Source organism: Streptomyces sp. NPDC101132 (assembly GCF_044759225.1).
In the GTDB taxonomy this organism is placed as follows: domain Bacteria; phylum Actinomycetota; class Actinomycetes; order Streptomycetales; family Streptomycetaceae; genus Streptomyces.
The window spans coordinates 358,322-383,592 of the sequence record NZ_JBIVYX010000007.1 but is presented as its reverse complement, the minus strand read 5'-3'; the positions used below and the strand labels follow the sequence as shown (position 1 = coordinate 383,592).

Here is a 25,271-nt window from a genome sequence, read left to right as displayed (position 1 = left end):
ACCCCCCGGCCTAGGCTCCCCGCGCGCACGGTGCGCGGACGACCGGGGGGCACGGGTCATGTGGAGTGGTGACGAGCTGGATCTGGACGCGTACCTGGAGCGGATCGGGTACGCGGGGCCGCTGGAGCCCACGGCGGAGACGCTGGCGGGGGTGCACCGGGCGCACGTGACGTCCGTGCCCTTCGAGAACCTCGACGTGGCGCTGGGCCGCCCGGTGCCGCTCGACCTCGCGAGCGTGCAGGACAAGCTCGTGCGCCGCCGCCGGGGCGGCTACTGCTACGAGCAGAACTCCCTGCTCGCCGCCGCGTTGGAACGGCTCGGCTTCGAGGTCGCCGGCCGCGGCGCCCGCAACCGCACGCGGGGCGCCGGCCTGACCCCGGTCACCCACGCGGTCCTGGTCGTCGCCGCCGGCGGGCGGTCCTGGCTCGCCGATGCCGGGTTCGGTCACCAGGGACCGCTGGAGCCGGTGCCGCTGGACGCCCCGGGCGAGGTGCGGCAGGGGGCCTGGACGTATGCCGTCGGGCGGGAGGACGACGGGGTCCTGGTCCTGCGGATGTTCCGGGACGAGGGGTGGCGGGACCTGTACGCCTTCGCGCCGCAGCGCACCTACCCCGTCGACCTCGTGCCGATGAACCACTACAGCTCCACCCACCCCCGCTCCCACTTCACCGGCCAGATCGTGGTCCAGAAGGCCGGCGAGGGGCTGCGCGCCGCCCTCGTACGCGACACGCTCACCGAGTTGCGGGCGGACGGGAGCACCGCGCGCCGCACCGCCGGGCCTGCGGAACTGGCGGGGCTGCTGGCACGGGAGTTCGGGATCGGGCTGTCCGAGGCGGACACGGCGGAACTCGTCGGCACGTACTGGCCCGGAGTCCGAACGGGGCCGCGCTGATCCCCGTACGATGGCGCGGTGCTGGTCAAGTGGATTCGCTGCACGGTGGTGGACCGCCGGGGGTTCGAGCGCGGGCAGCGGAAGTGGGCGGGACTGCCGGGGGAACCGGGCTTCCGGGGGCAGGGCGGGGGATGGAGCCGCAGCCGCCCGGGGGTCGCGCACGTCTTCGCGTTCTGGGAGAGCCGGTCCTTCTACGACTCGTTCATGGCGCGCTCCCACGACCGGCTGGCCGCCTCCCAGAACGGCACGTACAAGGACTCCCGGGTCACCCTCTTCGACCACCGCTTCGACGTGAAGACCGGCTTCGAGCCGCGCTTCACGGACTCGGACGTGCTGCGCGTGGCGCACTGCAAGGTCCGGGAGGGCCGTCTCGAACACTTCGCGCTGATGCAGGAGAAGGTGTGGAACCCGGCGATGGCGGGTTCCCCCGGCATGATCCGCGGGCTGTTCGGCGAGGCGCCGGGGCGCGAGTTCCTGATCCTGTCGATGTGGCGTTCGGCCGCGGAACACGGCAAGTACCGCGAGGAGCGGGTGGAACGCCTCTCGCTGCGGGCGCAGATCGAGGCCGACCTGGAGGGGCTCACGGGCGACGTGGTCGACCTCGAACCGTCCTGGACCGTCTGACCGGGGCCCGGGCCGGGCGCGCCGGAGCGTACCCCGGCGCACGCTCCGGCCCGTCGCGCCGCTCGAACGGGCGTCCCCCGGCTTAGGGTCGACGCATGGCACGACCGCGGCGCATCGTCCTTGTCCGGCACGGGGAATCGGAGGGGAACGCCGACGACACCGTGTACGAGCGCGAGCCCGACCACGCCCTGTCCCTGACCCCCACCGGCCTCGCCCAGGCGGCCGAGGCCGGTGAGCGGCTGCGCGCGCTCTTCGGCGAGGAGCGGGTGAGCGCGTACGTCTCCCCGTACCGGCGCACCCTGGAGACCTTCCGCGAGCTGCGGCTCGACCGCGCGCGGGTTCGGGTGCGCGAGGAACCGCGGCTGCGGGAGCAGGACTGGGGCAACTGGCAGGACCTGGCCGACGTACGGCTCCAGAAGGCGTACCGCGACGCCTACGGGCACTTCTTCTACCGGTTCGCGCAGGGCGAGTCCGGCGCCGACGTGTACGACCGGGTGGGGTCCTTCCTGGAGAGCCTCTACCGCAGCTTCGAGGCCCCCGACCACCCGCCGAACGTGCTGCTCGTCACCCACGGGCTGACCATGCGGCTGTTCTGCATGCGCTGGTTCCACTGGTCGGTCGCCGAGTTCGAGTGCCTGTCCAACCCGGAGAACGGCTCCCACCGCACGCTGGTGCTGGGTCCGGACGGGCGCTATCGGCTGGACCGCCCCTTCGAGAGGTGGACCACACCCCAGACATTTGACCTTTGGGGATAGAGTTACGCGGGATGACCCCTGACTCCTCTCCCGACCGGCGCTACGCACGCGCCCTGGCCAGCCTGCGCGGACTGGCGGTGGGTGACGCCCTGGGCTCCCAGTTCTTCGTCCCCGCGAACTATCCGCTGCTCAAGCGGCGTGAGCTGCCCACCGGTCCCTGGCAGTGGACCGACGACACGGAGATGGCCTGCTCCGTGCTCGCCGTGCTCGCCGAGCACGGCCGGATCGACCAGGACGCGCTGGCCTCGTCCTTCGCGCACCACCACGACTTCGACCGCGGCTACGGCCCGGCGGTCAACCGCATGCTGAGGCTGGTCCGGGAGGGCCAGGACTGGCGGGAGCTGGCCGCCGAGCTGTTCAACGGCCAGGGGTCGTGGGGCAACGGCGCGGCCATGCGGATCGCGCCGCTCGGCGCGTACTACGCCGACGACCCCGAGCAGGCCACCCACCAGGCGGAGATCTCCGCCTACACCACCCACCAGCACCGGGAAGCGGTGATGGGCGCGATGGCCGTGGCGGCCGCCGCCGCCATCGCCGCCGACCCGGCCGGGCCGCCGACGGCCGAGGCCCTGCTGGACGGGGTCATCGCGCTCGTGCCGCGCAGCGCCGTGGGCGCCGGCCTGCGGCGGGCGCGGGACATGCTGGACTACGGCGACGCGACGACCGTGGCGGCCGTACTCGGCTGCGGGCGGCGGACGAGCGCCCACGACACGGTGCCCTTCGCGCTCTGGTCGGCGGCCAGGAACCTCGACGACTACGCCGGTGCCTTCTGGACCACCGCGGGCGTCGGCGGCGACGTGGACACCACCTGCGCGATCGTGGGCGGGGTGCTGGCCGGCCGCGGGGACGGGCACGTCCCCGCCACGTGGCTGGCGCAGACCGAGCGGCTGCCGGAATGGGTCCCGGAGGCCACCGGCTGACCACTGCGGGCTGAGCACTGCGGCACCCGGTGCCGGGGCGGAACGCGCGGTTCAGCGCCTCCGCCCCGACCAGCAGGTGAGAGGGGCGTGGCCCGGGGTGTCGCGGGCGAACCGGGCGGCGTAACCTAATGGCGCCATGCCGTACGAAGCACCCACCCACACCGTCGAGCGCTCCCTCCGCGCAACCACCGGCGCCAAGATCGTCGCCGGGGTCGACGAGGTCGGACGAGGGGCCTGGGCCGGCCCGGTCACCGTGTGCGCGGCGATCACGGGACTGCGTCGCCCGCCCGAGGGACTCACCGATTCGAAGCTGCTCACCCCCAAGAGGCGGGACGAACTCGCCCTGGTGCTGGAGAGCTGGGTCACCGCGTACGCCCTCGGCGACGCCTCACCCGAGGAGATCGACGAACTCGGCATGACCGCGGCCCTCCGGCTGGCGGCGGTGCGCGCGCTCGACGGACTGCCGGTCCGGCCCGACGCGGTGATCCTCGACGGCAAGCACGACTACCTCGGGGCGCCCTGGCGGGTCCGTACGGTGATCAAGGGGGACCAGTCCTGCGTCGCGGTGGCCGCCGCCTCGGTGATCGCCAAGGTGCGGCGCGACCGGATGATGGCCGAACTCGGCCCGGACCTCTCCGACTTCGCCTTCGGGGCCAACGCCGGCTATCCCTCGCCCGTGCACCGGGCGGCGCTGGAGACCCGCGGCCCGACCGCGCACCACCGCCTGTCGTGGTCGTACCTCGACGCGCTCCCGCAGTGGCGGCACCTGAAGAAGGTCCGCAGGAGCGAAGAGGCCATCGAACTGGAAAACGGAGGCCAACTCGGCTTCGATTTCTGATCGCACGCATGTGCCACCATCCGGTATGACTCGTACCGGCGTTTGAAATTCCCATCCACTCAAGCCTCCTGAGGAGCCTCAGATTCACGAGAGTGCCCAGGGTCCCGCGACGACCCCGGCCCCGAGCCGTACCGCGCCGACCCCCCACCCCGTACCTGGTCCGCGTCCCGCAGCCGTACCGCGGCCCGGGCGCCCCGGCCCCCGTCCCGCCCCGCCCGCGCAGCGCACCCCGCAGCAGGCGGCGAAGCCCGGACCGGCCGCCACCACCCCCTCCGTCTCCACGCAGGTGCCGCAGGTCCAGCTGATCCCCGCTTCGGCGGAGGGTGCGCTCGACGCGGCGGAGGAAGCCGTCGACCTGCTCCTCGACACCGGCCGTGCCCCCGGTGACGTGCTGGTCCTGACCGCCGGCGAGCTCCACCCGTGGGCCGCGCACGAGCTGTCCTTCGGCGAGGCCGCCTACTGGGCGCAGCACGACGCCCGGGACGACGTCTTCTACGCGGACGCCGCGCAGGCCGAGCGGGCCGCCGCCCGTCCGGTCGTGGTCTTCGCCGTCAACGGCGGTGCGCCGGACGACGTCGCGCGCAGCCTTCCCGTCGCGCTGGGACGGGCCACCGCGCTGCTGGTCGTGTGCGGCGACCCGCAGCAGATCAACTCCGTGCTGGGCGCGGGCGTCTGACGCTCTGTGGTCCCGCCGCGTGACATCGGCGGGACCGCCCGCTGTCCGGGCTCCGGCCCGGCGCCGACGCGGGCGCGCCCCTGTGCGGCGAGCGGGGCGACGTACCGTCAGCGGGCCGACATCAGCCGACGGGCCGGCATGCCGTCAGCGGGCCGCCGCCGGGCCGGCCCGCCGCCCTGCGGTCAGCGCGCGGCCGTGCGGCGCAGGGGCTCGATCGCGCCGGCCACCGTGCGCAGTGACGGGGGCCCCGGATCGATCCCGGCGTCCTCCAGCCGCACGGGGCGGGAACCGGCGCTGGGGTGTCTGCCGCCGCGGCCCTCGCCCAGCACCTGCCAGCCGGCACGGGTGAGCGTGATGTACGCGCCGCAGCGCAGCCCGTGGAGCGTGCACGCGTCGCGCAGCCCCCACATCCAGGCCCCGTCCTCCTCGGTCCACCGCTCGTCGCCCTCGCGGCACAAGAGCAGCACGGCGGTCCGGGCCGGCGTCTTGCGCCGCAGGTCGTGCGGGATCACCCGGCGCAGTGCGGACAGCAGGGAGTTGCGGTAGTCCCAGCCGTCCGCCGAGGCGGTCCGCTGGGTGAAGGACGCGCTGGCGACCAGGCGTTCCTCGGGGCCGAGCACGGCGATCACGGCCGTGGCGACACCGGGGTTGTGCCGGGAGTGCAGGCCGCTGACGACCTCGCGCGGATTGCTCAGCAGGGGGATTCCCGCCGCCGCCCACTCGGCCGGCTCCAGCACGCGACCGTGGCGGCTGGCGCTGCCCTGCGAGGCGGGCGTCGAAGCGGCTGCGGACGGAGCGAATCCGAAGGTCATGGTCCTCCCTTCGGTGGTGCCCGCGGTGGGGCACGAGTGGGTGCAGGCACGCCGCGGCGCAGCCCTAAGAGAGGGCTGACGAGCCATGCGGGAGCACTCCAATTCTTGCGTGGCCCGTCTGTGCGCGGCAACGAGCAATTGACGTCACCGGCCGGATTGCGCCGGTATGCCGTTCATATCCTTGCCCAGTCACACCGCTATTGACGCATCGCCTTACTGCTGAACCGCGAGGACCAGCGGAAACACTTCCCCCGCTCCCGCCCGGCGGAGCAACCGCGCGGCCACGGCCAGTGTCCAGCCGCTCTCGGAGCGGTCGTCCACCAGCAGCACGGGACCGGCCGCCGCGGCGACCGCCCCGGCCAGCTCCGGAGTGACCGTCAGCTGCTCGTGCAAGGCCCGTACCCGCTGGGCGCTGTTGGACGACGGCAGCCCGTACGGCGGCGCCTCGGCGGCGTATTCGACCGTGCCCAGCAGCGGCATCCGGCCGACCTCCGCGATCCGCTCCGCCAGCGAGCCGACCAGCACCGGCCTGGAACGCGAGGCCATCGCGACCACGCCCACCGGACGGGGCGGCGCGTCCGGCGACCCCGAGGCCCAGCCGCCCGGCCCCCGCGCCCAGTCGGCCAGCACGCTCACCACGGCCTGGGTCACGTCGTCGGGAACCGGGCCGTCGGGAGCACCGGGGGCCAGCATCGGGCGCAGCCGGTTGCCCCACCCGATGTCCGAGAGCCGGCCCAGCGCGCGCCCGGTGGACGCCTGCTCGCCGGCCGGGATACGGCCCTTCAGATCCACGCCCACGGCCGGGAGTCCGGTCGGCCACATCCGGCGCGGCTCCAGCTCCACGCCCGGCCGGCTCAGCTCGCCGCGGGCGGTGTCCAGCGCGGCCTGCGAGACGTCCGCCGTGTACCTGGCCCCGGCGCAGTTGTCGCAGCGGCCGCACGGCGCGGCCTCCTCGTCGTCCAGCTGGCGGCGCAGGAACTCCATGCGGCAGCCGTCCGTGGCCGCGTACTCGCGCATCGCCTGCTGCTCCGCGGCCCGCTGACGGGCCACCCAGGCGTACCGCTCCGTGTCGTAGACCCAGGGCTGCCCGGTGGACGTCCAGCCGCCCTTGACCCGGTGCACCGCCCCGTCCACGTCGAGCACCTTGAGCATGGTCTCCAGGCGCGTCCTCCTGAGGTCCACCAGCGGCTCCAGCGCGGGCAGCGACAACGGGCGGCCGGCCTGGGCCAACGCGTCCAGCGTGCGGCGGACCTGCTCCTCGGGCGGGAACGCCACCGAGGCGAAGTACTGCCAGATCGCCTCGTCGTCGCGGCCCGGCAGCAGCAGCACCTCCGCGTGCTCGACGCCGCGTCCGGCGCGGCCCACCTGCTGGTAGTACGCGATGGGGGAGGAGGGCGAGCCCAGGTGGACCACGAACCCCAGGTCCGGCTTGTCGAAGCCCATGCCCAGGGCTGAGGTGGCCACGAGGGCCTTCACCCGGTTGGCCAGCAGGTCCTCCTCCGCCTGCATCCGGTCCGCGTTCTCCGTGCGGCCGGTGTACGAGGCGACCGCGTGGCCGCGGTGCCGCAGGTACGCCGTCACCTCCTCGGCCGCGGCCACCGTGAGGGTGTAGACGATGCCGGAACCCGGGAGTTCGTCCAGGTGGTCGGCCAGCCACGCCAGCCGGTGCGGGTTGTCCGGCAGCCGCAGCACCGCCAGGCTCAGGCTCTCCCGGTCCAGCGGGCCGCGCAGCACCAGCGCGTCCGTGCCCGCGCCGGTGCCCAACTGCTCCGCCACGTCCGCCGTCACACGGGAGTTGGCCGTCGCCGTCGTGGCCAGCACCGGGACGCCGGGCGGCAGGTCGGCCAGCATCGTGCGCAGCCGGCGGTAGTCCGGCCGGAAGTCGTGGCCCCAGTCCGAGATGCAGTGCGCCTCGTCCACGACCAGCAGACCGGTCGCCGCCGCGAGCTTGGGCAGCACCTGGTCGCGGAACTCGGGGTTGTTCAGCCGCTCCGGGCTCACCAGCAGGACGTCCACCTCGCCCGCCGCGACCTCGGCCTGGATCGTCTCCCACTCCTCGGGGTTCGCGGAGTTGATCGTCCGGGCGTGGATGCCCGCGCGGGCGGCCGCGTCCACCTGGTTGCGCATCAGCGCCAGCAGGGGGGACACGATGACGGTGGGTCCGCTCCCGCTCGCGCGGAGCAGGGAGGTCGCGACGAAGTACACGGCCGACTTGCCCCAGCCGGTGCGCTGCACCACCAGGGCCCGGCGCTTGTCCGCGACCAGGGCCTCGATCGCCCGCCACTGGTCCTCCCGCAGCCGCGCGGAGCCCGTCGGGTCACCGACGAGGCGGGCGAGTACGGAATCGGCCTGGGCCCTGAGGTCTGCGTTCATACCCCCATGCAACCCGATGCCACCGACATCGCGCGAACGCCCCCGCCAGCCTGTGGACAACTTTATCCACAGGGGTCGCGGAGATCGGCGGGTTCGCGGGAACGTCGGGGCATGACGAACCACTTCGACACCACAGGTCCCGATTCCGGCCGGCAGATCACCCTGCGCAGTCCCGCGGAACTGGCGGACGCGCTGCCGTACATGCTCGGCTTCCACCCCGACGACTCGATCGTGATGGTGACCGTCCACGGCAGCGGCGGACGCTTCGGCGGCAGGCTGCGGGTCGGCATCCCACCCGCACCCGAGGAATGGGAGGAACTCTCCGGCCAGGTCGCCGAGACCCTCATCGGCGGCAGCGAGCGCCGCGGCGCCCGGCCGGACGGCATCGTCCTCTTCCTCTGCCAGGACCCGCCCGCGGGGGAGGACCCCGCCCGGGTGATGGCCCGGCTGCGGCCCCTGGCCCAGGGCATCCGGCTCGCCTGCGGCGCGCTCGACGTCCCCGTCCTGGAGGCGCTCTGCCTCTCCGGCGGCCGGTACTGGAGCTACTGCTGCCCCGACCCGCGCTGCTGCCCTCCGGAGGGGACCGCGCTCGCCATGCCGGGCACCTCGGTGATGGCGGCGGCCGCCACGTACGCCGGACTCCAGGTGCGGGGCACGCTCAAGGAGCTCCAGGCCAGGTTCAGTCCCGTGACCGGACCCGCCGCGGAGGACATGGTGCGGGCCCTGGACCGGGCGGCGGCCGCCCTCGTGCCGCGGATCCTCGAAGGCACCGACCGCGGCCAGGTCGCCGCCGAGACCCTCGCCCTGGCCCGCACCGTGATGCGGCGGCTGGCCCGGGCCACCCCGTCCGACGGCGGCCCGAGCTCGGACGCATGGGACGACGCCCTGATCGACGACGAGGAGGCCGCCCTGCTCGTCCTGGGGCTCCAGGACCGCGAGACACGTGACGTGGCCGCGGAATGGATGGAGGGCGAGGAGGCCGGGCCCGCCTTGCGCCTCTGGCGGGCGCTCGCGCGCCGCTGCGCGGGGGAGTACCACGAGCACGCCGCCGCTCCCCTGACGCTGGCCGGCTGGGTGACCTGGTCCATGGGCGACGAGCCGTACGCCCGGATCGCCTTCTCCCTCGCACTGCGGGCCGACCCCGGTTACCGCTTCGCACTGCTCCTCCACCACGCGTGCAACGAGGGCGTCGACCCGGAGAGCCTGCGCCGCTGCCTGCGCGACGAGCGGCGCCGGCGGGACGGGCCGGCCTTCGCCGAGGCCCGGTGGCGGCGGCCCCGCCAGGAACGGCTCCCCCTGGGCCTGGCCCCGGAACCACCGGGCACCGGCCTGGACCTCGGCCGCGCCGCCGGCCCGGGGGAGGGGCCCACGGAACACCCCGGCCGGTACACCGCCACGGCCCCGGAAGGCGCGGGAGACGTGGCGCCGGGCACCTGGGGCACGCCCCCGCCCGGCACCACCCGACCGGCCACCCCGGCCGCGCGGCCCCCGGAGCCCGACCCCCGGCACGCCGTCCCCGCACCGCGGAAGCCGGCCCCCGGAGAGTCCCGTCCGGCCCCGACCGGACCCCGCACCGACCAGGATCCGCCCGCCGGACGGACCCCCGCCCGCCCCGCACCGTCCGGTACCGGGTCCGGGCCGAGCCCGGCGGACCGGGATCCGGCGGGCCACGCGCCGGGCGGCCCCGGGGCGCCTGAGGTCCCGGCCCCGTCCGGCGCCGTGCCGGAGGGGTCCCGGTCCGCGCAGGGCCCGGCGGGCGTGCCGGACCGCGTGGTCCCGGCTCCGGACGGACCCGCTCCGGACGGGCCCGGGGCGGCGGGCCTCCCAGGGCGCGGGGGTGCGGACGCGCCGGAGGCGGGGGCGTCGGACGGTCGCTCCGTGCCGCGGGGGTCCGCGGACCCGACGCGCCCCGTCGTCCTGCGGAAGCCCACCGACCCGGGGCACCCGGCGGCACGCCGGCCCGGCGCCGGGGCAGCCCCCGCGGGACCGGCCGGGCCGACGGGGCCCGGCCGGGGCGGGCCCGAGGCGCAGCGGGCGCGGCCCCGCGCCAGGCGGCCCAAGGGCGCCCCACCGTCCCTGCGGATCCCGAAGCAGCCCGAGAGGAAGCCGGAATGAGCCTCCGTCAGCGCCGACGGGGGCCCGTGACCCGGGTGCCCGCCGCACCGTTCAGTTGGGGGGTGGAGGACGCCCCGCCGCACCGCCGCCCCACCCACCCGACCGGCGCGCACCCGAGGCGACCCATGGCACACCCCGTTCCCCCCGCCCGCAGACCCACGTCCCCGCCCCCGCAGGGCCCATCCGCCGGACGGCCACGCGGCCCCGCACGGGCACCCGCCGAACTGCCCCCGGTCCACGCCGCGGTGATCTGCGTGGCCGCGCCCTGCCTCGCGATCTCTCCAGAGCACGGCCAGCTCACCGGCCGGGGCCTCGACGGCATCTACCGCTCGGGCCGCCGCCTCCTCTCCCGCTGCCTCCTGCGGGTCGCGGGACGCGACCCGGTCGCCGTCCAGGGCCGCAGCCTCGGCGCCGACCGGGCGGGATTCACCGCCACCGTGCGCACCGGGGCGGCGCCCGGCCCCGACCCGGACGTCAGCGTCGACCGGATCAGGCACGCCGACGGAACCGAGCGGATCACCCTCCGCAGCCACGCCCCCCGCCCGCTCCGGCTGCCCGTGGAGATCTCCCTCGGCACCGACCTCGCCGACCTGGGCGCGGTCGCCGCCGGCCGGGCGGGCCCCGACCTCCCGGCCGGCGTCCACGCGGCGGGCCTGCGCTGGAGCACCCGGGGAGCGCAGGCCTTCACCACCGCGGAGCCCCCGCCCGACGACGCGCTGGCGTCCCTGGGCCTGCTCCGCTGGGAGCTGGAGCTGCGACCCGGCGAGGCGGTCACCATCGAGCTGCGGACCGCCCAGGAGCGCGTCTCCAGAACGCCGGTGGCCCAGCTCGCCGGGCCCCTCTCCGCGGCCCGCGCCGAAGGCGACGACCCCCGCGCCGAGGCGCTCTTCCGCACGGGTCTGGACGACCTGCGCGCCCTGCTCCTGCGCGACCCCGCCGAGCCCGCCGACGCCTACGCGGCCGCCGGGGTGCCCTGGCGCTGCGGTCTCGCCCCGGCGGAATCCCTCTGGGCGGCCAGGATGGCCCTGCCGCTGGGCACGGGCCTGGCCGCCGCCACCCTGCGCACCCTCGCGCGCACCCAGGTCGAGGGCCGGGGACCCGACGGCGGGCGGATCCCCGGCCCGCTGCGGGCGGCCGGGCCCGGCCTGCCGCCCGGCTGCACCGCAACCGAGGCCACCCTGGCCTTCCCGGTGGTACTGGCCGAGGCCCGCCGGTGGGGGATGCCGGAGCGCGAGGTGGCGGCCCTGCTGCCCGCCGCCGAGCGGTGCCTGGCCTGGCTCCGGAGCCGCACCGACGGCACGGACTTCCTCGCCGATCCCGTCCCGGGCCCCTACCGCTGCGAGACCCAGGCCCACGCCCACCGGGCCGCCCTCCTCGGCGCGGACCTGCTGGAGGACTGCGGGCGGCCGGGAGCGGACGAGTGGCGGGAGTGGGCCGAGGCCCTGCGGGGCCGCTTCCGCGCCTCCTTCTGGACCGAGACCCCGTCCGGCGGTGCGCCCGCCGCCGCCGTCCACCCCGACGGCAGACCCCTGGCCCACCTCACGGGCGCGAGCGCCCACCTCCTCGACACCGGACTGCTCGGCGGCGGCCGGCTCGCCCCCGGCCTGCTCGACCGGGTCCGCACCGAGCAGCTGGCCCGGCTGCTGGGCGCCCCCGCCATGGACTCCGGATGGGGACTGCGCAGCCTGGGCGTCAAGGAGCCGGGACACAACCCCTTCGGCCACCGGTCCGGCGCGGTCAGGGTGCACGAGAGCGCGGTGGCCGTCGTCGGCCTGGCGGCCGCCGGGTTCGACAAGGAGGCCGGCGGCCTGCTGAAGGGGCTCCTCGACGCCGCGGAGTTCTTCGGCCACCGGCTTCCGGAGATGTACGCGGCCCCCCAGCGCACGGCAGGCAGCGCCCCGCTGCCCCATCCGGCCGCCTGCCGCCCGGCCGCGGTGGCCGCCGCCGCCGGCATCCACGTCCTGGTGGCCCTGGCCGGCATCCGCCCGGACGCCCCCGCCGGCACGGTCGCCCTGGAACCGCTCGGCAGCGCGCCCCTGGGAGCCCTGCGGCTCTCCGGGCTGCAGGTGGCGGGCGAACCGTTCGCCGTCCGGGTCAGCAGGCTCGGGCTGGGCATGGTGGAGGAGGCCGCCGGTGCGCTCCAGCTGGGTGTCTGAGCGGACGGGGTCCGTGATGCGTGTGGTGAAGGAGATCGCGAAAGGACTGTTTATCGTCAGGAAGACGACTATGATCGCCGCATGTCGCCCTACGACCCGTCGGCCTTCCCGCCCTTCGCCGTCACCGTCGACCTGGTCGTGCTCACCGTGCGGCGCCACGCGCTCTGCGCGCTCGTGGTCCGCCGTGGTGAGCAGCCGTTCCAGGGCCGCTGGGCGCTGCCCGGCGGATTCGTCAGGGGCGACGAGGACCTGGCGGGCGCCGCGGCCAGGGAGCTGGCCGAGGAGACCGGCCTGTGCGCCCACGACCCGGCCCAGCCCGGCGCGGGCAACGGCGCGCACCTGGAACAGCTCGCCACCTACGGCGACCCCGGGCGGGACCCGCGGATGCGGGTGGTCAGCGTCGCGCACCTCGTCCTCGCCCCCGACCTCCCGGCTCCGCGCGCCGGCGGCGACGCCAACCTCGCGCGCTGGGCGCCGGTGGACGAACTCCTGGACGCCGAGACCGGCTTCGACCGCGAGGAATCCGCCCAGCTCGCCTTCGACCACGCGCGCATCCTGGCCGACGGCGTCGAGCGCGCCCGCTCGAAGATCGAGTACTCCTCGCTCGCCACCGCCTTCTGCCCGCCGGAGTTCACGGTCGGCGAGCTGCGCCGGGTGTACGAGGCGGTGTGGGGCGTTGCCCTCGACCCGCGCAACTTCCACCGCAAGGTGACCGGCACGCCGGGCTTCCTCGTGCCCGCCGGAGGTACGACCACCCGTCAGGGCGGGCGGCCCGCACAGCTGTTCAGGGCCGGCGGTGCCACCCTGCTGAACCCGCCGATGCTGCGGCCCGAGGTCTGACGGTCCGACACAGGAAACCGCCAAGTTACGCCCAAAATCGGACATATCGCGTTATCTTCTGGGGGTACCCTCCCTGCCGCATGGCGGTCTCACACCCCGCGAGAGAAGCGATGCTCCAGGCCATCGGACTCACCAGTGCCCCCCGCAAAGACCTCCCGCCCGCCGTGGACGACCTCACCTTCGAGGCCTGCCCGGGCCGGGTGACCGCCCTCCTCGGCGAGCCGGGCGCGGGCAAGACCACGGCGCTCCGGCTGATGCTCGAACTCGAACCGGGCCGCGGCGTCACCTACTTCCGTGGCCGCCCCCTGCACCGGATCCCGCATCCGGCCCGCGAGGTGGGCGTCCTGCTCGGCGACGTGCCCGGCCATCCGGCGCGCACGGTCCGCGGACAGCTGCGGATGCTGTGCGCGGCGGTCGGCGTACCGGCCTCCCGGGCCGACGCCATGCTGGAGGTCGTCGGCATCTCCGGGCTGCGCGACCAGCGTCTCGGCTCCCTGTCCCTCGGGATGGACCGCCGGGTGGGCCTGGCGGCCGCGCTGCTCGCCGACCCGTGCACCCTGCTGCTCGACGAGCCCTCCGCCGGCCTCTCCCCGCGGGACCAGAGCTGGCTGTACCGGCTGCTGCGGGGGCACGCGGAGCTGGGCGGCGCGGTGCTGTTCACCACCAGCGACGCCAAGGAGGCGGCCCGCAGCGCGGACCGCGTCGTGAGCATCGCCGGAGGGCGGCTGGTCGCCGACCAGGAGGCCGCGGACTTCGCCCGCACCCGGCTGCGCCCGCGCGTGGCCGTGCGCACCCCGCACGCGGCCCGCCTCGCCGCGCTGCTGGGCCGGGAGGCCCGTGCCGCGCAGAAGTCGGTGGAGATCGTGGAGGAGAGCGGCAGCCGCCTGTCGGTCTACGGCAGCAGCTGCGCGGAGGTGGGCGAGACCGCCTTCCGGCACGGCGTGCTGGTCCACCAGCTGGCCGACGAAACGGGCGACTCCGGCCCCACGCTGCCCCGTCCGACGGCGCCGCGTTCCGTGGCGGGGGCCGGCACGGCCCCGCGCCCCGACACGGGCGGAACGACGCGTCCCGCGGCAGCGGGGCGTCCTGCGGCGGGAGCGTGCGCCGAGGCGACCCGCGCGGCACTCACGCCACCCCCGGGCGCCGCGGAGGCAGCGACCCCCACGGCAGACCGGGCCGGCACCCCCGGCCCCACCTCCTCCCGGCGGCCCACGGCGCCCTCCGCCACCAGTGGCCCCGAGCCCGGCCACCCCCCGGCGCCCGCCGGCGACCCGCGCGGCGCGGGAATCCCGGCGGCGTCGCCGGAAGCCGCCCCGGCACCCGGGTACGGTGACGGGCCGGGCGCCGTGCGGGCCCCCGGAGCCGCTGGAGCGGCCTTCCTGGCGGCCGAGGGCGGAGACCCGGCCGGTGCGGCCCGGATTCCGCCCGCGCCTGCCGCCGGGTCCGTCTGGCCGTCCCCGTCCCCGTCCGTGCCGGAGGCGGAACCCGGCACTCGCCACGAGCCCGCCCCGGTTCCCGGAGCTGACGGCCCCGCCGTTCACGGCGGCGCCGCCCCGGAAGGTGCAGTCCTCTCCGGGTACGAGCCGGACGGCGTCGGCCACCGGGTACCCGCGCGGGCCGCGGAGCCGGGGACCGTCCTGGGTGCCGACGGCGGGTTCTTCGTGGGATCGGGAAGCAGGCCCGTTCGCGTCGCCGCCGACGCGAAGCGTGTCGGCCCTGCTCCGGCTGCCGTCCCGGAGCCCGAGACCGGCACCCCCCTTCTGCCGGTCCGGGCTCCCGCCCCCACGCCGGATGCCGGTGCCGACCCGCGGCTCATCCTCGCGACGGGCGCCGGCACGCACTCCCTCCGGCCCCTCCGGGTGCCCGGGGAGGGGGCGGAGGCCGCTGCCCGGTCCCTGGCCGTCCGGGAGCCTGCGCGACGGCTGGGCGTCGACGTTCCCGCCGGGTCGGGTCAGGGGACGGACGCCGACACGCGTCCTCTGCCCGTCCTGGTGCCCGGGACGGGGGCGGCGGGCGACGAGCCGCTGCCCGACGGGGTGCCGGCCTCGGGCCGCGACGCCGGCGGTCGGCCTGCCTCCGGCCGTGTGCCCGGCTCGGAGCGGGGCGTCGACGGCGACGCCCGGGTGCGGTCCGGCCGGGGCGGTGCGGCCCGGGGTGCGGATGCCGACGGCCGTCCGCGGCCGGCCCGGGGGGACTCTGCGGATGCCACCGGCGCCGGGCCGGCGGCCGACGCGGGCCGTCAGCCGAGCCCTGGGGCCCACGGCGTGCCCGGGCAGGGGCGGTATTCCGCCGGCGGGCCGCGGCACGCGCGGACCGGGGCGCCCGTCTCCGCCGTCCGGCGGGTCGGCGGGCCGTTGCGGCCCTGGCGCTACGAGCTGCGCCGCGCCTTCGGCACCGCCGTCGTGCCCGTCGTCACCGCGGCCGCCGCCGTCCTGTCCGTGCTGATCACCCTCCTCCTCGCCCGCGGCGGCCACGTCCCGCAGACCCGGCTCCTGGCGGCCTGGCCCACGTACCTGCCGCTGCCCCCCGCCGCGCTCGCCGCCGGCCTGCTCGGTGCGCTGGCCTTCGGGGAGGAGTACCGCTTCCCGGCGCTCGCGGCCGACCGCGGCACCGTACCCAGGCGGCTCGGCCTGCTCCTGGCCAAGCTCGGCGTCTCCGCGGGCCTGGCCCTGTTCCTCGGCGGGCTCGCCGTCACGGCCGATGCCGCCGCCCTGCGGCTCGTCTTCGACACCGACCTGATCAGGACGCCGGCCGACTGGATGTCGCCCGCCGTCAGTTGGGCCGGGCTGCTGGTCGGCTGCGCCTGGGCCGGGGTGCTCGCCTCCGGCGTGTTCCGGTCCGCGACCGCCGGACTGGCCGCGGTGCTGGCCGTACCGGTGCTGGTCGTGCCGCTGGTCCGCAAGGTGTTCGACGGCCCCTCCGCGTACCCGGTGGCCGGGCTCTCCGCGCGGCTGCGCGGCCTCGCCTGGGCGCAGTGGCCGCCGGAGGCCGACCGGCTGGTCATGGGGGCCCTGCGGGTGATGGCCCAACCCGTCGGCACCGCGCTGGCGTTGTCCCTGACGGTCCTCATGTGCGCGTACGGGTTCACGGGACTCCGCAGTCGGGTGCGTTGGTGATCGTTTTGGATCATGGAGCGACCGCAACGGACCGGGGGGACCGCAACTCCCCCCAAAAGGCCCGGTTCTTTACGATAAGGCGTCAATTGCGCAGGTGGCGCTGATCACCCTTTCGTGTGCTTTTCACCAAAGACCTCAAGGGTCGTGGAAGCCGCGCCGACAAAGGATTCGTGAGTACCCTTGCGCACACCATGATGACCGCCGCCCGCCATGCCGAATCAGGCCTCGCAGGACCGGGCGAACTCGACCGCTACCCCTACGCGGAGGCCCCCGGCGCCGACCGCGTCGGCGCGCCCCACTGGGACGGCCCCGACGTCGAGTTGAGCCGGGTCGGCCGCCGCGCCGCGGGCAGCCGCGGCCGCGGCCTGCACGGCCAACTCGTCCAGCAGCTCGGCCAGATGATCGTCTCCGGCGACCTCGGCGCGGACCGCCCGCTCGTCCCCGAGGAGATCGGCCAGCGCTTCGAGGTCTCCCGCACGGTCGTCCGTGAGTCCCTGAGGGTCCTGGAGGCCAAGGGCCTGGTCAGCGCCCGCCCCAACGTCGGCACCCGGGTCCGCCCGGTCAGCGACTGGAACCTCCTCGACCCCGACATCATCGAGTGGCGCGCCTTCGGCCCGCAGCGCGACGACCAGCGCCGCGAGCTGAACGAGCTCCGCTGGACGATCGAGCCGCTCGCCGCGCGGCTGGCGGCCGGCCACGGCCGGCAGGACATCCAGCAGCGGCTGTCCGACATGGTCGAGATCATGGGCCACGCCCTCGGCCAGGGCGACGCGATCACCTTCTCGCGCGCCGACAACGAGTTCCACGCGCTGCTGATCCAGGTCGCCGGCAACCGCATGCTGGAGCACCTCTCCGGGATCGTCTCGGCGGCCCTCCAGGTCTCCGGCAACCCCGCCACCGCCTGCGACCGCCCCAGCGAGACCTCGGTGGCCCACCACGCCCGGATCGTCGAGGCCCTCGCCTCCGGCGACTCCCAGGCGGCCGAGAACGCCATGCGTCAGCTGCTGACGGTGCATCCGGAGGTGGAGCGCGTCGTCCCCGCCCCGCGCGAGCACTGACGGCGCCGACGACCCGGGAACACCCCGGACGGGACTCCCGGCGACCCCGCGGACGGCCTCCCGCCCGTACCCGTGGACCGCGTGTCGCCGGACCCCGACGGGTCCGGCGACACGGGTGTGCGGGTGCGTGCACGACCCGCAGAACGGCTGTCCAAACCGTTTTCGGATCAAACGGGGTGTGACTCGGGCCACGAAGATTGGGCGTAACGCTCCGCGAGGTCACGCGATGACCTAAGAGGTGATGGCCGACGGAGGGAATACAGCAGCCTCTCAGGGCGCTGTGCAGCTCCCCGGTCGCTGCCCGCGCCGCCGGACCTTCCCAGCCGGTGGTCGTCGGCTCCGGTCCAGCACCAGGACGGGGGCCGGAAGCCGTTCCCTTCGTTCCGAGAGGTTGTTCGTGTCGGCCAGCACATCCCGTACGCTCCCCCCGGAGATCTCCGAGTCCGAGTCTGTGATGGCGCTCATCGAGCGGGGAAAGGCTGAGGGGCAGATCGCCGGCGATGACGTGCGTCGGGCCTTCGAGGCTGACCAGATTCCGCCGACCCAGTGGAAGAATGTCTTGCGCAGCCTCAATCAGATCCTCGAGGAAGAGGGTGTGACGCTGATGGTCAGTGCCGCGGAGTCGCCCAAGCGCACCCCCCGCAAGAGCGTCGCAGCGAAGACTCCCGCCAAGCGCACGGCCACCAAGACCGTGGCCGCGAAGACCGCGGCCCCCAAGGCCACGGCCCCCGCGGAGCCGGAGGCCGGGACGGTGGACGTGGACGCTCCTGCCGACGAGACCGAGCCCGTGCCCGCCAAGAAGGCCGTGGCGAAGAAGGCGGCCGCGAAGAAGGCCGCACCGGCCAAGAAGACCGCGGCGAAGAAGACCGCGGCCAAGAAGACCGCCGCGAAGAAGGACGACGAGCTCTCCGAGGAAGAACCCCTGGAGGAGGGCCCCGGCGCCAAGGGCGGAGCCGAGGAAGAGGAGGAGAGCGGCGAGGCCAAGGGCTTCGTGCTCTCCGACGAGGACGAGGACGACGCGCCCGCCCAGCAGGTCGCCGTCGCCGGCGCCACCGCCGACCCGGTCAAGGACTACCTCAAGCAGATCGGCAAGGTCCCCCTGCTCAACGCCGAGCAGGAGGTCGAGCTGGCCAAGCGCATCGAGGCGGGCCTGTTCGCCGAGGACAAGCTGGCCAACTCGGACAAGCTCGCCCCGAAGCTCAAGCGCGAGCTGGAGATCATCGCCGAGGACGGCCGCCGGGCGAAGAACCACCTGCTGGAGGCCAACCTCCGCCTCGTGGTCTCCCTCGCCAAGCGCTACACCGGCCGCGGCATGCTCTTCCTGGACCTGATCCAGGAGGGCAACCTGGGTCTGATCCGTGCGGTCGAGAAGTTCGACTACACCAAGGGCTACAAGTTCTCCACCTACGCGACCTGGTGGATCCGGCAGGCGATCACGCGCGCCATGGCCGACCAGGCCCGCACCATCCGCATCCCGGTGCACATGGTCGAGGTCATCAACAAGCTCGCCCGCGTGCAGCGCCAGATGCTCCAGGACCTGGGCCGCGAGCCCACCCCGGAGGAGCTGGCCAAGGAACTCGACATGACCCCCGAGAAGGTCATCGAGGTCCAGAAGTACGGCCGCGAGCCGATCTCCCTGCACACCCCGCTCGGCGAGGACGGCGACAGCGAGTTCGGTGACCTCATCGAGGACTCCGAGGCGGTCGTCCCGGCCGACGCGGTCTCCTTCACGCTCCTCCAGGAGCAGCTGCACTCCGTGCTGGACACCCTGAGCGAGCGCGAGGCGGGCGTCGTCTCGATGCGCTTCGGCCTCACCGACGGCCAGCCGAAGACCCTCGACGAGATCGGCAAGGTCTACGGCGTCACGCGCGAGCGGATCCGGCAGATCGAGTCGAAGACGATGTCGAAGCTGCGCCACCCGTCCCGCTCCCAGGTGCTGCGCGACTACCTCGACTAGTCGCACCGGCGGTACGCGCCAAGGCCCGCGGCCCCCTCGGGGACCGCGGGCCTTCGCCGTGCGCGCCGGGGGAGGGCGGCCCACTCTGAGTGGAGTCACGCACACCCGGAGTCAGGAGGCCCCATGCGACGTTCCTTTGCCCGAGCCCTGGCGGGAGCGCTGACCCTGCTGGCCGGGACGGCCGTGGCACCCCTGGCCCAGGCCCCTTCCGCCCGTGCCGACGGCGTCGTCATCGGGGGCAAGGCGGTCCGTGCGGGCGACAGCCCCTGGGTGGTGGCGCTCTCCAGCCGTGACCGGTTCGGCCGTACGCGGGCCGGCCAGTTCTGCGGGGGTGTGGTGATCGCCCCCACGGCGGTGCTCACCGCGGCCCACTGCCTCGGCCGGGCGGTGCTGGGCGGCCCCGTCGAGTCGGTGCGGGACTTCCGGGTGATCGCCGGCCGTACGCAGCTGCTCGCCGCCGACGGCCACGAGATCGCCGTACGGGGCGCCTGGACCAACCCCGCCTACGACCCGGTCACGAACTCGGGGGACTTCGCGGTACTCACCCTCGCCGAGGAGCTCCCGGCGCGGTACGTACTCCCGATGGCCGCTGCCGGGCACCCCGGCTACGCCGCCGGGGCCGAGGCGACCGTATACGGCTGGGGGGACACGAGCGGGTACGGGGACTACGCGTCCGGGCTGCGGGCGGCGCGCGTGACGGTGCTGCCGGACGAGACGTGCGAGGAGGCCTACCCCGGAGACTCGGCCGGCCGGTACACCCGGGCGACGATGGTCTGCGCAGGGCACCGGGAAGGGGGCAGGGACGCCTGCCAGGGCGACAGCGGCGGGCCGCTGGTGGCTCAGGGCAGGCTCATCGGGCTGGTGTCCTGGGGGCGCGGTTGCGGCCGCTCGGACAGCCCCGGGGTCTACACGCGGATCGCTCCGGTGCTCGAACTGCTGGCGGCGCCGAAGGGGGGCCGCGGAAGGTGACGCGGTGCGGCCGGTCCGTCACGGGCGGGGACCCGGCCGGCCGCGGACACGAGGACGGGCGGCCACCCTGGTTCTCAGGGGTGCCGCCCGTCGGCCGGTCCGGGACCGGTCGTGCTCGTCGGGATGGGAGGGTCAGCGTTCCTCGGTGTCGGCGCTGGCCGGGACGGCCGTCAGCCGCTCAGTCTCATCCTGTATTTCCGCGGCGATCTTCTTGAGTTCCGGCTCGAACTTACGCCCGTGGTGGGCGCAGAAGAGCAGTTCACCGCCGCTCATCAGGACGACGCGCAGATATGCCTGGGCGCCGCAACGGTCGCATCGGTCAGCGGCCGTCAGCGGGGTCGCGGGGGTCAGAACAGTAGTCACGTCGCCTCTTCTCTAGCTCGACGAGCTGTCGTACCAGGGTCAACATCCAACCAGGCCGAAAACGTTCCCGCCCTCGGCTTTTCCTCGAAACTTCCTTCCCGAAGCTGGTCGGCTGCTGCCGGTTGGCGGCGAAGGAGCCGTATTGCGTTGCTTTACGGTTTCGCGTTGTTGGTCGTTGCCCGGCCTCGATGCCGAGCGGGTCCGTCCACCTCCGGCGGTCTTGCCGGTTGTTCATGAGGACGTGCCCGAACCCTAAATGGTTCATGCCTGGAAGGGAACGTGATGTTTCCTTCACTCCAACGAGGGATCGAACATCCATGCGAGTCTGCACTAGGCTGAAGAACCACGAGGGTGGCGTTGCATCGGCTCTACCAGGCCTCGGTACCCTCAGACCGGCTAGTGAGCCAGGGCTGCGCCCGACCGGGCCAGAAAAGAAATTCAGCGAGGAGCGAACTGCGTGACCGCCGACACGTCCGTGCCTTCCAGCGCGCTGCTGACCGGAGCAGACCGGGACGGTTCCAATTACACCGCGCGGCACCTGCTCGTCCTCGAAGGCCTCGAAGCAGTCCGCAAGCGTCCCGGCATGTACATCGGGTCGACCGACAGCCGCGGCCTGATGCACTGCCTCTGGGAGATCATCGACAACTCCGTCGACGAGGCCCTGGGCGGGTACTGCGACCACATCGAGGTCGTCCTGCACGAGGACGGCTCCGTCGAGGTCAAGGACAACGGCCGCGGCATCCCCGTCGACGTGGAGCCCAAGACCGGACTGTCCGGCGTCGAGGTCGTCATGACCAAGCTCCACGCGGGCGGCAAGTTCGGCGGCGGCTCGTACGCGGCCTCCGGCGGTCTGCACGGCGTCGGCGCCTCCGTCGTCAACGCCCTCTCCGCCCGGCTCGACGTCGAGGTCGACCGCGGCACCACCCACAGCATCAGCTTCCGCCGCGGCGTCCCCGGCATCTTCACGGAGCAGGGCCCCGACGCGCCCTTCGACCCGGGCAGCGGCCTGCGCAAGGGCAAGCGGGTGGCCAGGGGCCGGACCGGCACGCGCATCCGCTACTGGGCCGACCGCCAGATCTTCCTCAAGGACGCCAAGCTCTCCCTGGAGACGCTGTACCAGCGCGCCCGCCAGACCGCCTTCCTGGTCCCCGGCCTGACCATCGTCGTCCGGGACGAGCGCGCGATCGACGGCGCCGGCAAGACCGAGGAGACGTTCCGCTACGACGGCGGCATCAGCGAGTTCTGCGACTACCTCGCCGAGGACAAGGCCGTCTGCGACGTGCTGCGCCTGACCGGCCAGGGCACCTTCAAGGAGACCGTCCCGGTCCTCGACGACCGCGGCCACATGACCCCCACCGAGGTCACCCGCGAGCTGGGCGTGGACATCGCGCTCCGCTGGGGCACCGGGTACGACAGCACGGTCCGGTCGTTCGTGAACATCATCGCCACCCCCAAGGGCGGCACCCACGTGTCCGGATTCGAGCGCGCGGTCACCAAGACGGTGAACGAGGTGCTCCGGGCCGCCAAGCTGCTCCGCGTCGCCGAGGACGACGTCGTCAAGGACGACGCCATGGAGGGCATGACGGCCGTCGTCACCGTCCGCCTCGCCGAGCCGCAGTTCGAGGGCCAGACCAAGGAGGTGCTGGGCACCTCCGCGGCCGCCCGGATCGTGGCCGCCGTGGTCGCCAAGGAGCTCAAGGCGTTCCTGACCTCGACCAAGCGGGACGACAAGCAGCAGGCCCGCGCCGTGATGGAGAAGATCGTCGCGGCCGCCCGCACCCGGATCGCGGCCCGCCAGCACAAGGAGGCCCAGCGCCGGAAGACCGCGCTGGAGTCCTCCTCGCTCCCCGCCAAGCTGGCCGACTGCCGCAGCGACGACGTCGACCGCAGCGAGCTCTTCATCGTCGAGGGAGACTCCGCCCTCGGCACCGCCAAGCTCGCCCGGAACTCGGAGTTCCAGGCCCTCCTGCCCATCCGCGGCAAGATCCTGAACGTCCAGAAGTCGTCGGTCTCCGACATGCTCAAGAACGCCGAGTGCGGCGCGATCATCCAGGTCATAGGGGCCGGCTCCGGCCGTACCTTCGACATCGACGCCGCCCGGTACGGCAAGATCGTGCTGCTCGTCGACGCCGACGTCGACGGCGCGCACATCCGCTGCCTGCTGCTCACCCTCTTCCAGCGCTACATGCGACCGATGGTCGAGGCCGGCCGCGTCTTCGCCGCGGTGCCGCCGCTGCACCGCATCGAGCTGGTCCAGCCGAAGAAGGGCCAGGACAAGTACGTCTACACGTACTCGGACAACGAACTCCGCCAGACCCTCCTCGAATACCAGCGCAAGGGAATCCGCTACAAGGACTCGATCCAGCGCTACAAGGGCCTCGGCGAAATGGACGCCGATCAGCTGGCGGAGACGACGATGGACCCCCGCCACCGCACCCTGCGACGGATCAACATCGGCGACCTGGATTCCGCGGAGCAGGTCTTCGACCTGCTGATGGGCAATGAGGTGGCCCCCCGCAAGGAGTTCATCACCAGCTCCGCGGCCACCCTCGACCGGTCCCGCATCGACGCCTGATCCGGTCGTTCCGGAATCCCGTCCGCTCTTCACCCCATCACCTGATGGGGTGAAGAGCACCGGGACACCAGTCCGGAAACCACCTCTTCCGCGCATCCTTGTGCGCACGCGGCCAATGCGGCGGCGGACAAGGAGAGTTCGGTGGACAAGCACGAAGGTCCCGATGCCGGAACGATCCGGCTCGACGACCCCTGGTACGACGCACTGGCCTCCGGCTGGGGCGAGGGCGACGAGCAGGACGCGGGCCCGGAGCCCCGCGCCGTCCCCGCCCCCTCGCCCGCCGGGGCGGTCCGCGCCCCGGGAGCGGCGGACATCTACCTGGAGGTCCAGCGCAGCGCCGCCTTCCAGGAAGTGCGCAGCCGCTACCGCCGGTTCGTCATCCCCGGCTGTGCCGCCTTCCTCGCCTGGTACGTGGCCTACGTCGTCGCCGCCGTCGCCGCACCCGGCCTGATGAGCCGGCCCGTGGCCGGGGCGGTCAACGTGGCGCTGGTCGCCGGGCTGGGCCAGTTCCTCTCCACCTTCCTGCTGACCTGGGCGTACGCCCGCCACGCCCGGCTCCGCAGGGACCGCGCAGCCCTCGACCTCCGCTGGACGGTCTTCGAGCAGGCCCGCGACCAGGAGCGGACCCGGGGGGCCGGACGGTGAGCGACCGCACCCTGGCACTCGTACTCTTCAGCCTCTTCATCGCGGCCACCCTCGGCATCACCACCTGGGTCAGCCGCAACCGCCACGGCTCCGCCGAGGAGTTCTACGCCGGCGGAAGGCTCTTCTCGCCCCTGGAGAACGGTTTCGCCATCGCGGGCGACTACATGTCCGCCGCCTCCTTCCTCGGCATCTCCGGCCTGATCGCCCTCTTCGGCTACGACGGGCTGCTCTACTCCGTCGGCTTCCTGGTCGCCTGGCTCGTCGTGCTGTTCCTGATCGCCGAACTGGTCCGCAACTGCGGCCGGTTCACCCTCGCCGACGTGGTCGCCGCCCGGATGAGCGAGCGTCCCGTGCGGATCGCAGCGGGCACCTCCTCGGTCGTCGTCTCCGTGCTCTACCTGGTGGCCCAGATGGTCGGTGCCGGCAGCCTGGTCTCCCTGCTGCTCGGCACCACCAGCGGGGCGGCCCGCGCCTGGGCTGTGGTCGGCGTCGGCGCGCTGATGGTCATCTACGTGTCGCTCGGCGGCATGCGCGCCACCACCTGGATCCAGATCGTCAAGGCCGTGCTGCTGATGGGCGGCGCGGTCGCCCTCACGCTGCTCGTCCTGCTCCGCTTCCACGGCAACGTCAACGAACTGCTGCTCACCGCCGCCGACCGCAGCGGCCACGGCCGGGCTTTCCTGGAGCCGGGCCTGAAGTACGGAGTCGACTGGACCGCCCGCTTCGACTTCCTCAGCCTCGGCCTCGCCCTGGTCCTCGGCACCGCCGGACTCCCGCACATCCTCTCGCGCTTCTACACCGTGCCCACGGCCCGCGCCGCCCGCCGCTCCGTCGTCTGGGCCATCGGCCTGATCGGCGGCTTCTACCTGATGACCATCGTGCTCGGCTTCGGCGCCGCCGCCCTCGTCGGCACCGACGCCGTCCGGGCCTCCAGCGCCTCAGGCAACACCGCGATCCCGCTGCTCGCCAAGCTGCTGGGCGGGGAGGGCATGGGCGGCACGGTGCTGTTCTCCTTCGTCGCCGCGGTCGCCTTCGCCACCATCCTCGCCGTGGTCGCCGGCATCACCCTCGCCTCCTCGGCCTCCGTCGCGCACGACCTGTACGCCTCGCTCAAGCGGCGCCGGGCCAAGCAGCGCAGCGAGGTGACGGTCGCCCGGATCGCGGCCGTCGGCATCGGCGCCGCCGCCATCGGCCTCGGGCTGCTGGCCCAGGACCTGAACGTCGCCTTCCTGGTGGGCCTCGCGTTCGCCGTTGCGGCCTCCGCGAACCTGCCGGTGCTGCTCTACTCGCTGTTCTGGCGCGGGTTCACCACACGGGGTGCCGTCTGGTCCGTGTACGGAGGACTCGTACCGGCCGTCCTGCTGGTGGTCCTCTCGCCCGTCGTCTCCGGGAGCCCCGACGCGCTCTTCCCGGGCGTCGACTTCCAGCTCTTCCCGCTGCAGAACCCCGGCATCGTCTCCATCCCGCTCGGCTTCCTCGCGGGCTGGCTCGGCACGGTCACCTCGTCCGAGGTGCCGGACGAGGCCAAGCACGCGGAGACCGAGGTGCGCTCCCTCACCGGAGCGGGGGCCGTCTGACCTCCACGGC

18 protein-coding genes and 1 pseudogene are annotated in these 25,271 nt (G+C 74.2%); 16 read left to right on the top strand and 3 right to left on the bottom strand.

The window, feature by feature from the left end; all coding sequences use genetic code 11:
* The first annotated feature begins 58 nt into the window (after nucleotides 1–58).
* The 6 genes from ACIQUR_RS18935 (at nucleotide 59) to ACIQUR_RS18910 (ending at nucleotide 4,705) form a co-directional block, all read left to right on the top strand.
* On the top strand, nucleotides 59–892 hold the full coding sequence (locus ACIQUR_RS18935; RefSeq protein WP_403665427.1) for an arylamine N-acetyltransferase: 834 nt from the start codon (nucleotides 59–61) through the stop codon (nucleotides 890–892).
* An 18-nt stretch (nucleotides 893–910) separates the two neighbouring features.
* Nucleotides 911–1,516, top strand: coding sequence for a YdbC family protein (locus ACIQUR_RS18930; protein ID WP_399953414.1), 606 nt, complete (start codon nucleotides 911–913; stop codon nucleotides 1,514–1,516).
* 95 nt (nucleotides 1,517–1,611) lie between these two features.
* Complete coding sequence (locus tag ACIQUR_RS18925) at nucleotides 1,612–2,271, top strand: histidine phosphatase family protein (RefSeq protein ID WP_403665425.1); 660 nt, start codon at nucleotides 1,612–1,614, stop codon at nucleotides 2,269–2,271.
* 11 nt (nucleotides 2,272–2,282) lie between these two features.
* Nucleotides 2,283–3,191, top strand: coding sequence for an ADP-ribosylglycohydrolase family protein (locus ACIQUR_RS18920; RefSeq protein ID WP_403665423.1), 909 nt, complete (start codon nucleotides 2,283–2,285; stop codon nucleotides 3,189–3,191).
* Between the two features lie 136 nt (nucleotides 3,192–3,327).
* Nucleotides 3,328–4,029 carry a ribonuclease HII gene (locus ACIQUR_RS18915; RefSeq protein WP_403665422.1) on the top strand — a complete coding sequence of 234 codons (702 nt, stop codon included), beginning with the start codon at nucleotides 3,328–3,330 and terminating at the stop codon, nucleotides 4,027–4,029.
* An 82-nt stretch (nucleotides 4,030–4,111) separates the two neighbouring features.
* A complete protein-coding gene (locus tag ACIQUR_RS18910) occupies nucleotides 4,112–4,705 on the top strand; it encodes a hypothetical protein (RefSeq protein WP_403665568.1) in 594 nt (197 codons plus the stop codon).
* Nucleotides 4,706–4,887: 182 nt separating this feature from the next.
* On the opposite strand, the gene ACIQUR_RS18905 is transcribed toward ACIQUR_RS18910, so the two are convergent.
* A complete protein-coding gene (locus ACIQUR_RS18905; protein ID WP_403665420.1) occupies nucleotides 4,888–5,517 on the bottom strand; it encodes a hypothetical protein in 630 nt (209 codons plus the stop codon).
* Between the two features lie 213 nt (nucleotides 5,518–5,730).
* Entirely contained in the window at nucleotides 5,731–7,890 is a 2,160-nt protein-coding gene (locus ACIQUR_RS18900; protein WP_403665418.1) for a RecQ family ATP-dependent DNA helicase, read from the bottom strand.
* A gap of 111 nt (nucleotides 7,891–8,001) precedes the next feature.
* On the opposite strand from ACIQUR_RS18900, the gene ACIQUR_RS18895 reads away from it, so the two are divergent.
* From ACIQUR_RS18895 to ACIQUR_RS18865, 7 genes and pseudogenes are all read left to right on the top strand, one after another.
* On the top strand, nucleotides 8,002–10,005 hold the full coding sequence (locus ACIQUR_RS18895) for a DUF4192 family protein (protein ID WP_403665416.1): 2,004 nt from the start codon (nucleotides 8,002–8,004) through the stop codon (nucleotides 10,003–10,005).
* 125 nt (nucleotides 10,006–10,130) lie between these two features.
* Nucleotides 10,131–12,161 carry a glycogen debranching N-terminal domain-containing protein gene (locus ACIQUR_RS18890; RefSeq protein WP_403665414.1) on the top strand — a complete coding sequence of 677 codons (2,031 nt, stop codon included), beginning with the start codon at nucleotides 10,131–10,133 and terminating at the stop codon, nucleotides 12,159–12,161.
* Nucleotides 12,162–12,242: 81 nt separating this feature from the next.
* On the top strand, nucleotides 12,243–13,001 hold the full coding sequence (locus ACIQUR_RS18885; RefSeq protein ID WP_403665412.1) for an NUDIX domain-containing protein: 759 nt from the start codon (nucleotides 12,243–12,245) through the stop codon (nucleotides 12,999–13,001).
* Nucleotides 13,002–13,111: 110 nt separating this feature from the next.
* Nucleotides 13,112–13,987: pseudogene (locus ACIQUR_RS18880) on the top strand (ATP-binding cassette domain-containing protein); the annotation flags it as partial.
* A gap of 2,300 nt (nucleotides 13,988–16,287) precedes the next feature.
* Nucleotides 16,288–17,175 carry a FadR/GntR family transcriptional regulator gene (locus tag ACIQUR_RS18875; RefSeq protein WP_403665410.1) on the top strand — a complete coding sequence of 296 codons (888 nt, stop codon included), beginning with the start codon at nucleotides 16,288–16,290 and terminating at the stop codon, nucleotides 17,173–17,175.
* Between the two features lie 391 nt (nucleotides 17,176–17,566).
* Complete coding sequence (locus ACIQUR_RS18870) at nucleotides 17,567–19,132, top strand: RNA polymerase sigma factor (protein ID WP_403665408.1); 1,566 nt, start codon at nucleotides 17,567–17,569, stop codon at nucleotides 19,130–19,132.
* A gap of 123 nt (nucleotides 19,133–19,255) precedes the next feature.
* Nucleotides 19,256–20,101 carry a S1 family serine peptidase gene (locus ACIQUR_RS18865; RefSeq protein WP_403665406.1) on the top strand — a complete coding sequence of 282 codons (846 nt, stop codon included), beginning with the start codon at nucleotides 19,256–19,258 and terminating at the stop codon, nucleotides 20,099–20,101.
* A 132-nt stretch (nucleotides 20,102–20,233) separates the two neighbouring features.
* Here ACIQUR_RS18865 and ACIQUR_RS18860 read toward each other — a convergent pair whose 3' ends face one another.
* Complete coding sequence (locus ACIQUR_RS18860; protein ID WP_403665404.1) at nucleotides 20,234–20,464, bottom strand: hypothetical protein; 231 nt, start codon at nucleotides 20,462–20,464, stop codon at nucleotides 20,234–20,236.
* Between the two features lie 457 nt (nucleotides 20,465–20,921).
* Here ACIQUR_RS18860 and ACIQUR_RS18855 point away from each other — a divergent pair, with 457 nt between their 5' ends.
* The 3 genes from ACIQUR_RS18855 (at nucleotide 20,922) to ACIQUR_RS18845 (ending at nucleotide 25,261) form a co-directional block, all read left to right on the top strand.
* Nucleotides 20,922–23,039: a type IIA DNA topoisomerase subunit B gene (locus ACIQUR_RS18855; RefSeq protein ID WP_403665402.1), complete on the top strand. Its 2,118-nt coding sequence runs from the start codon at nucleotides 20,922–20,924 to the stop codon at nucleotides 23,037–23,039.
* A 141-nt stretch (nucleotides 23,040–23,180) separates the two neighbouring features.
* Complete coding sequence (locus ACIQUR_RS18850) at nucleotides 23,181–23,684, top strand: DUF485 domain-containing protein (RefSeq protein ID WP_403665400.1); 504 nt, start codon at nucleotides 23,181–23,183, stop codon at nucleotides 23,682–23,684.
* Nucleotides 23,681–25,261 (top strand): cation acetate symporter, encoded by a 1,581-nt coding sequence (locus ACIQUR_RS18845; protein WP_403665398.1) that lies wholly within the window; start codon nucleotides 23,681–23,683, stop codon nucleotides 25,259–25,261. Before ACIQUR_RS18850 ends, ACIQUR_RS18845 begins: the two co-directional genes overlap by 4 nt.
* The last annotated feature ends 10 nt before the right edge of the window (nucleotides 25,262–25,271 follow it).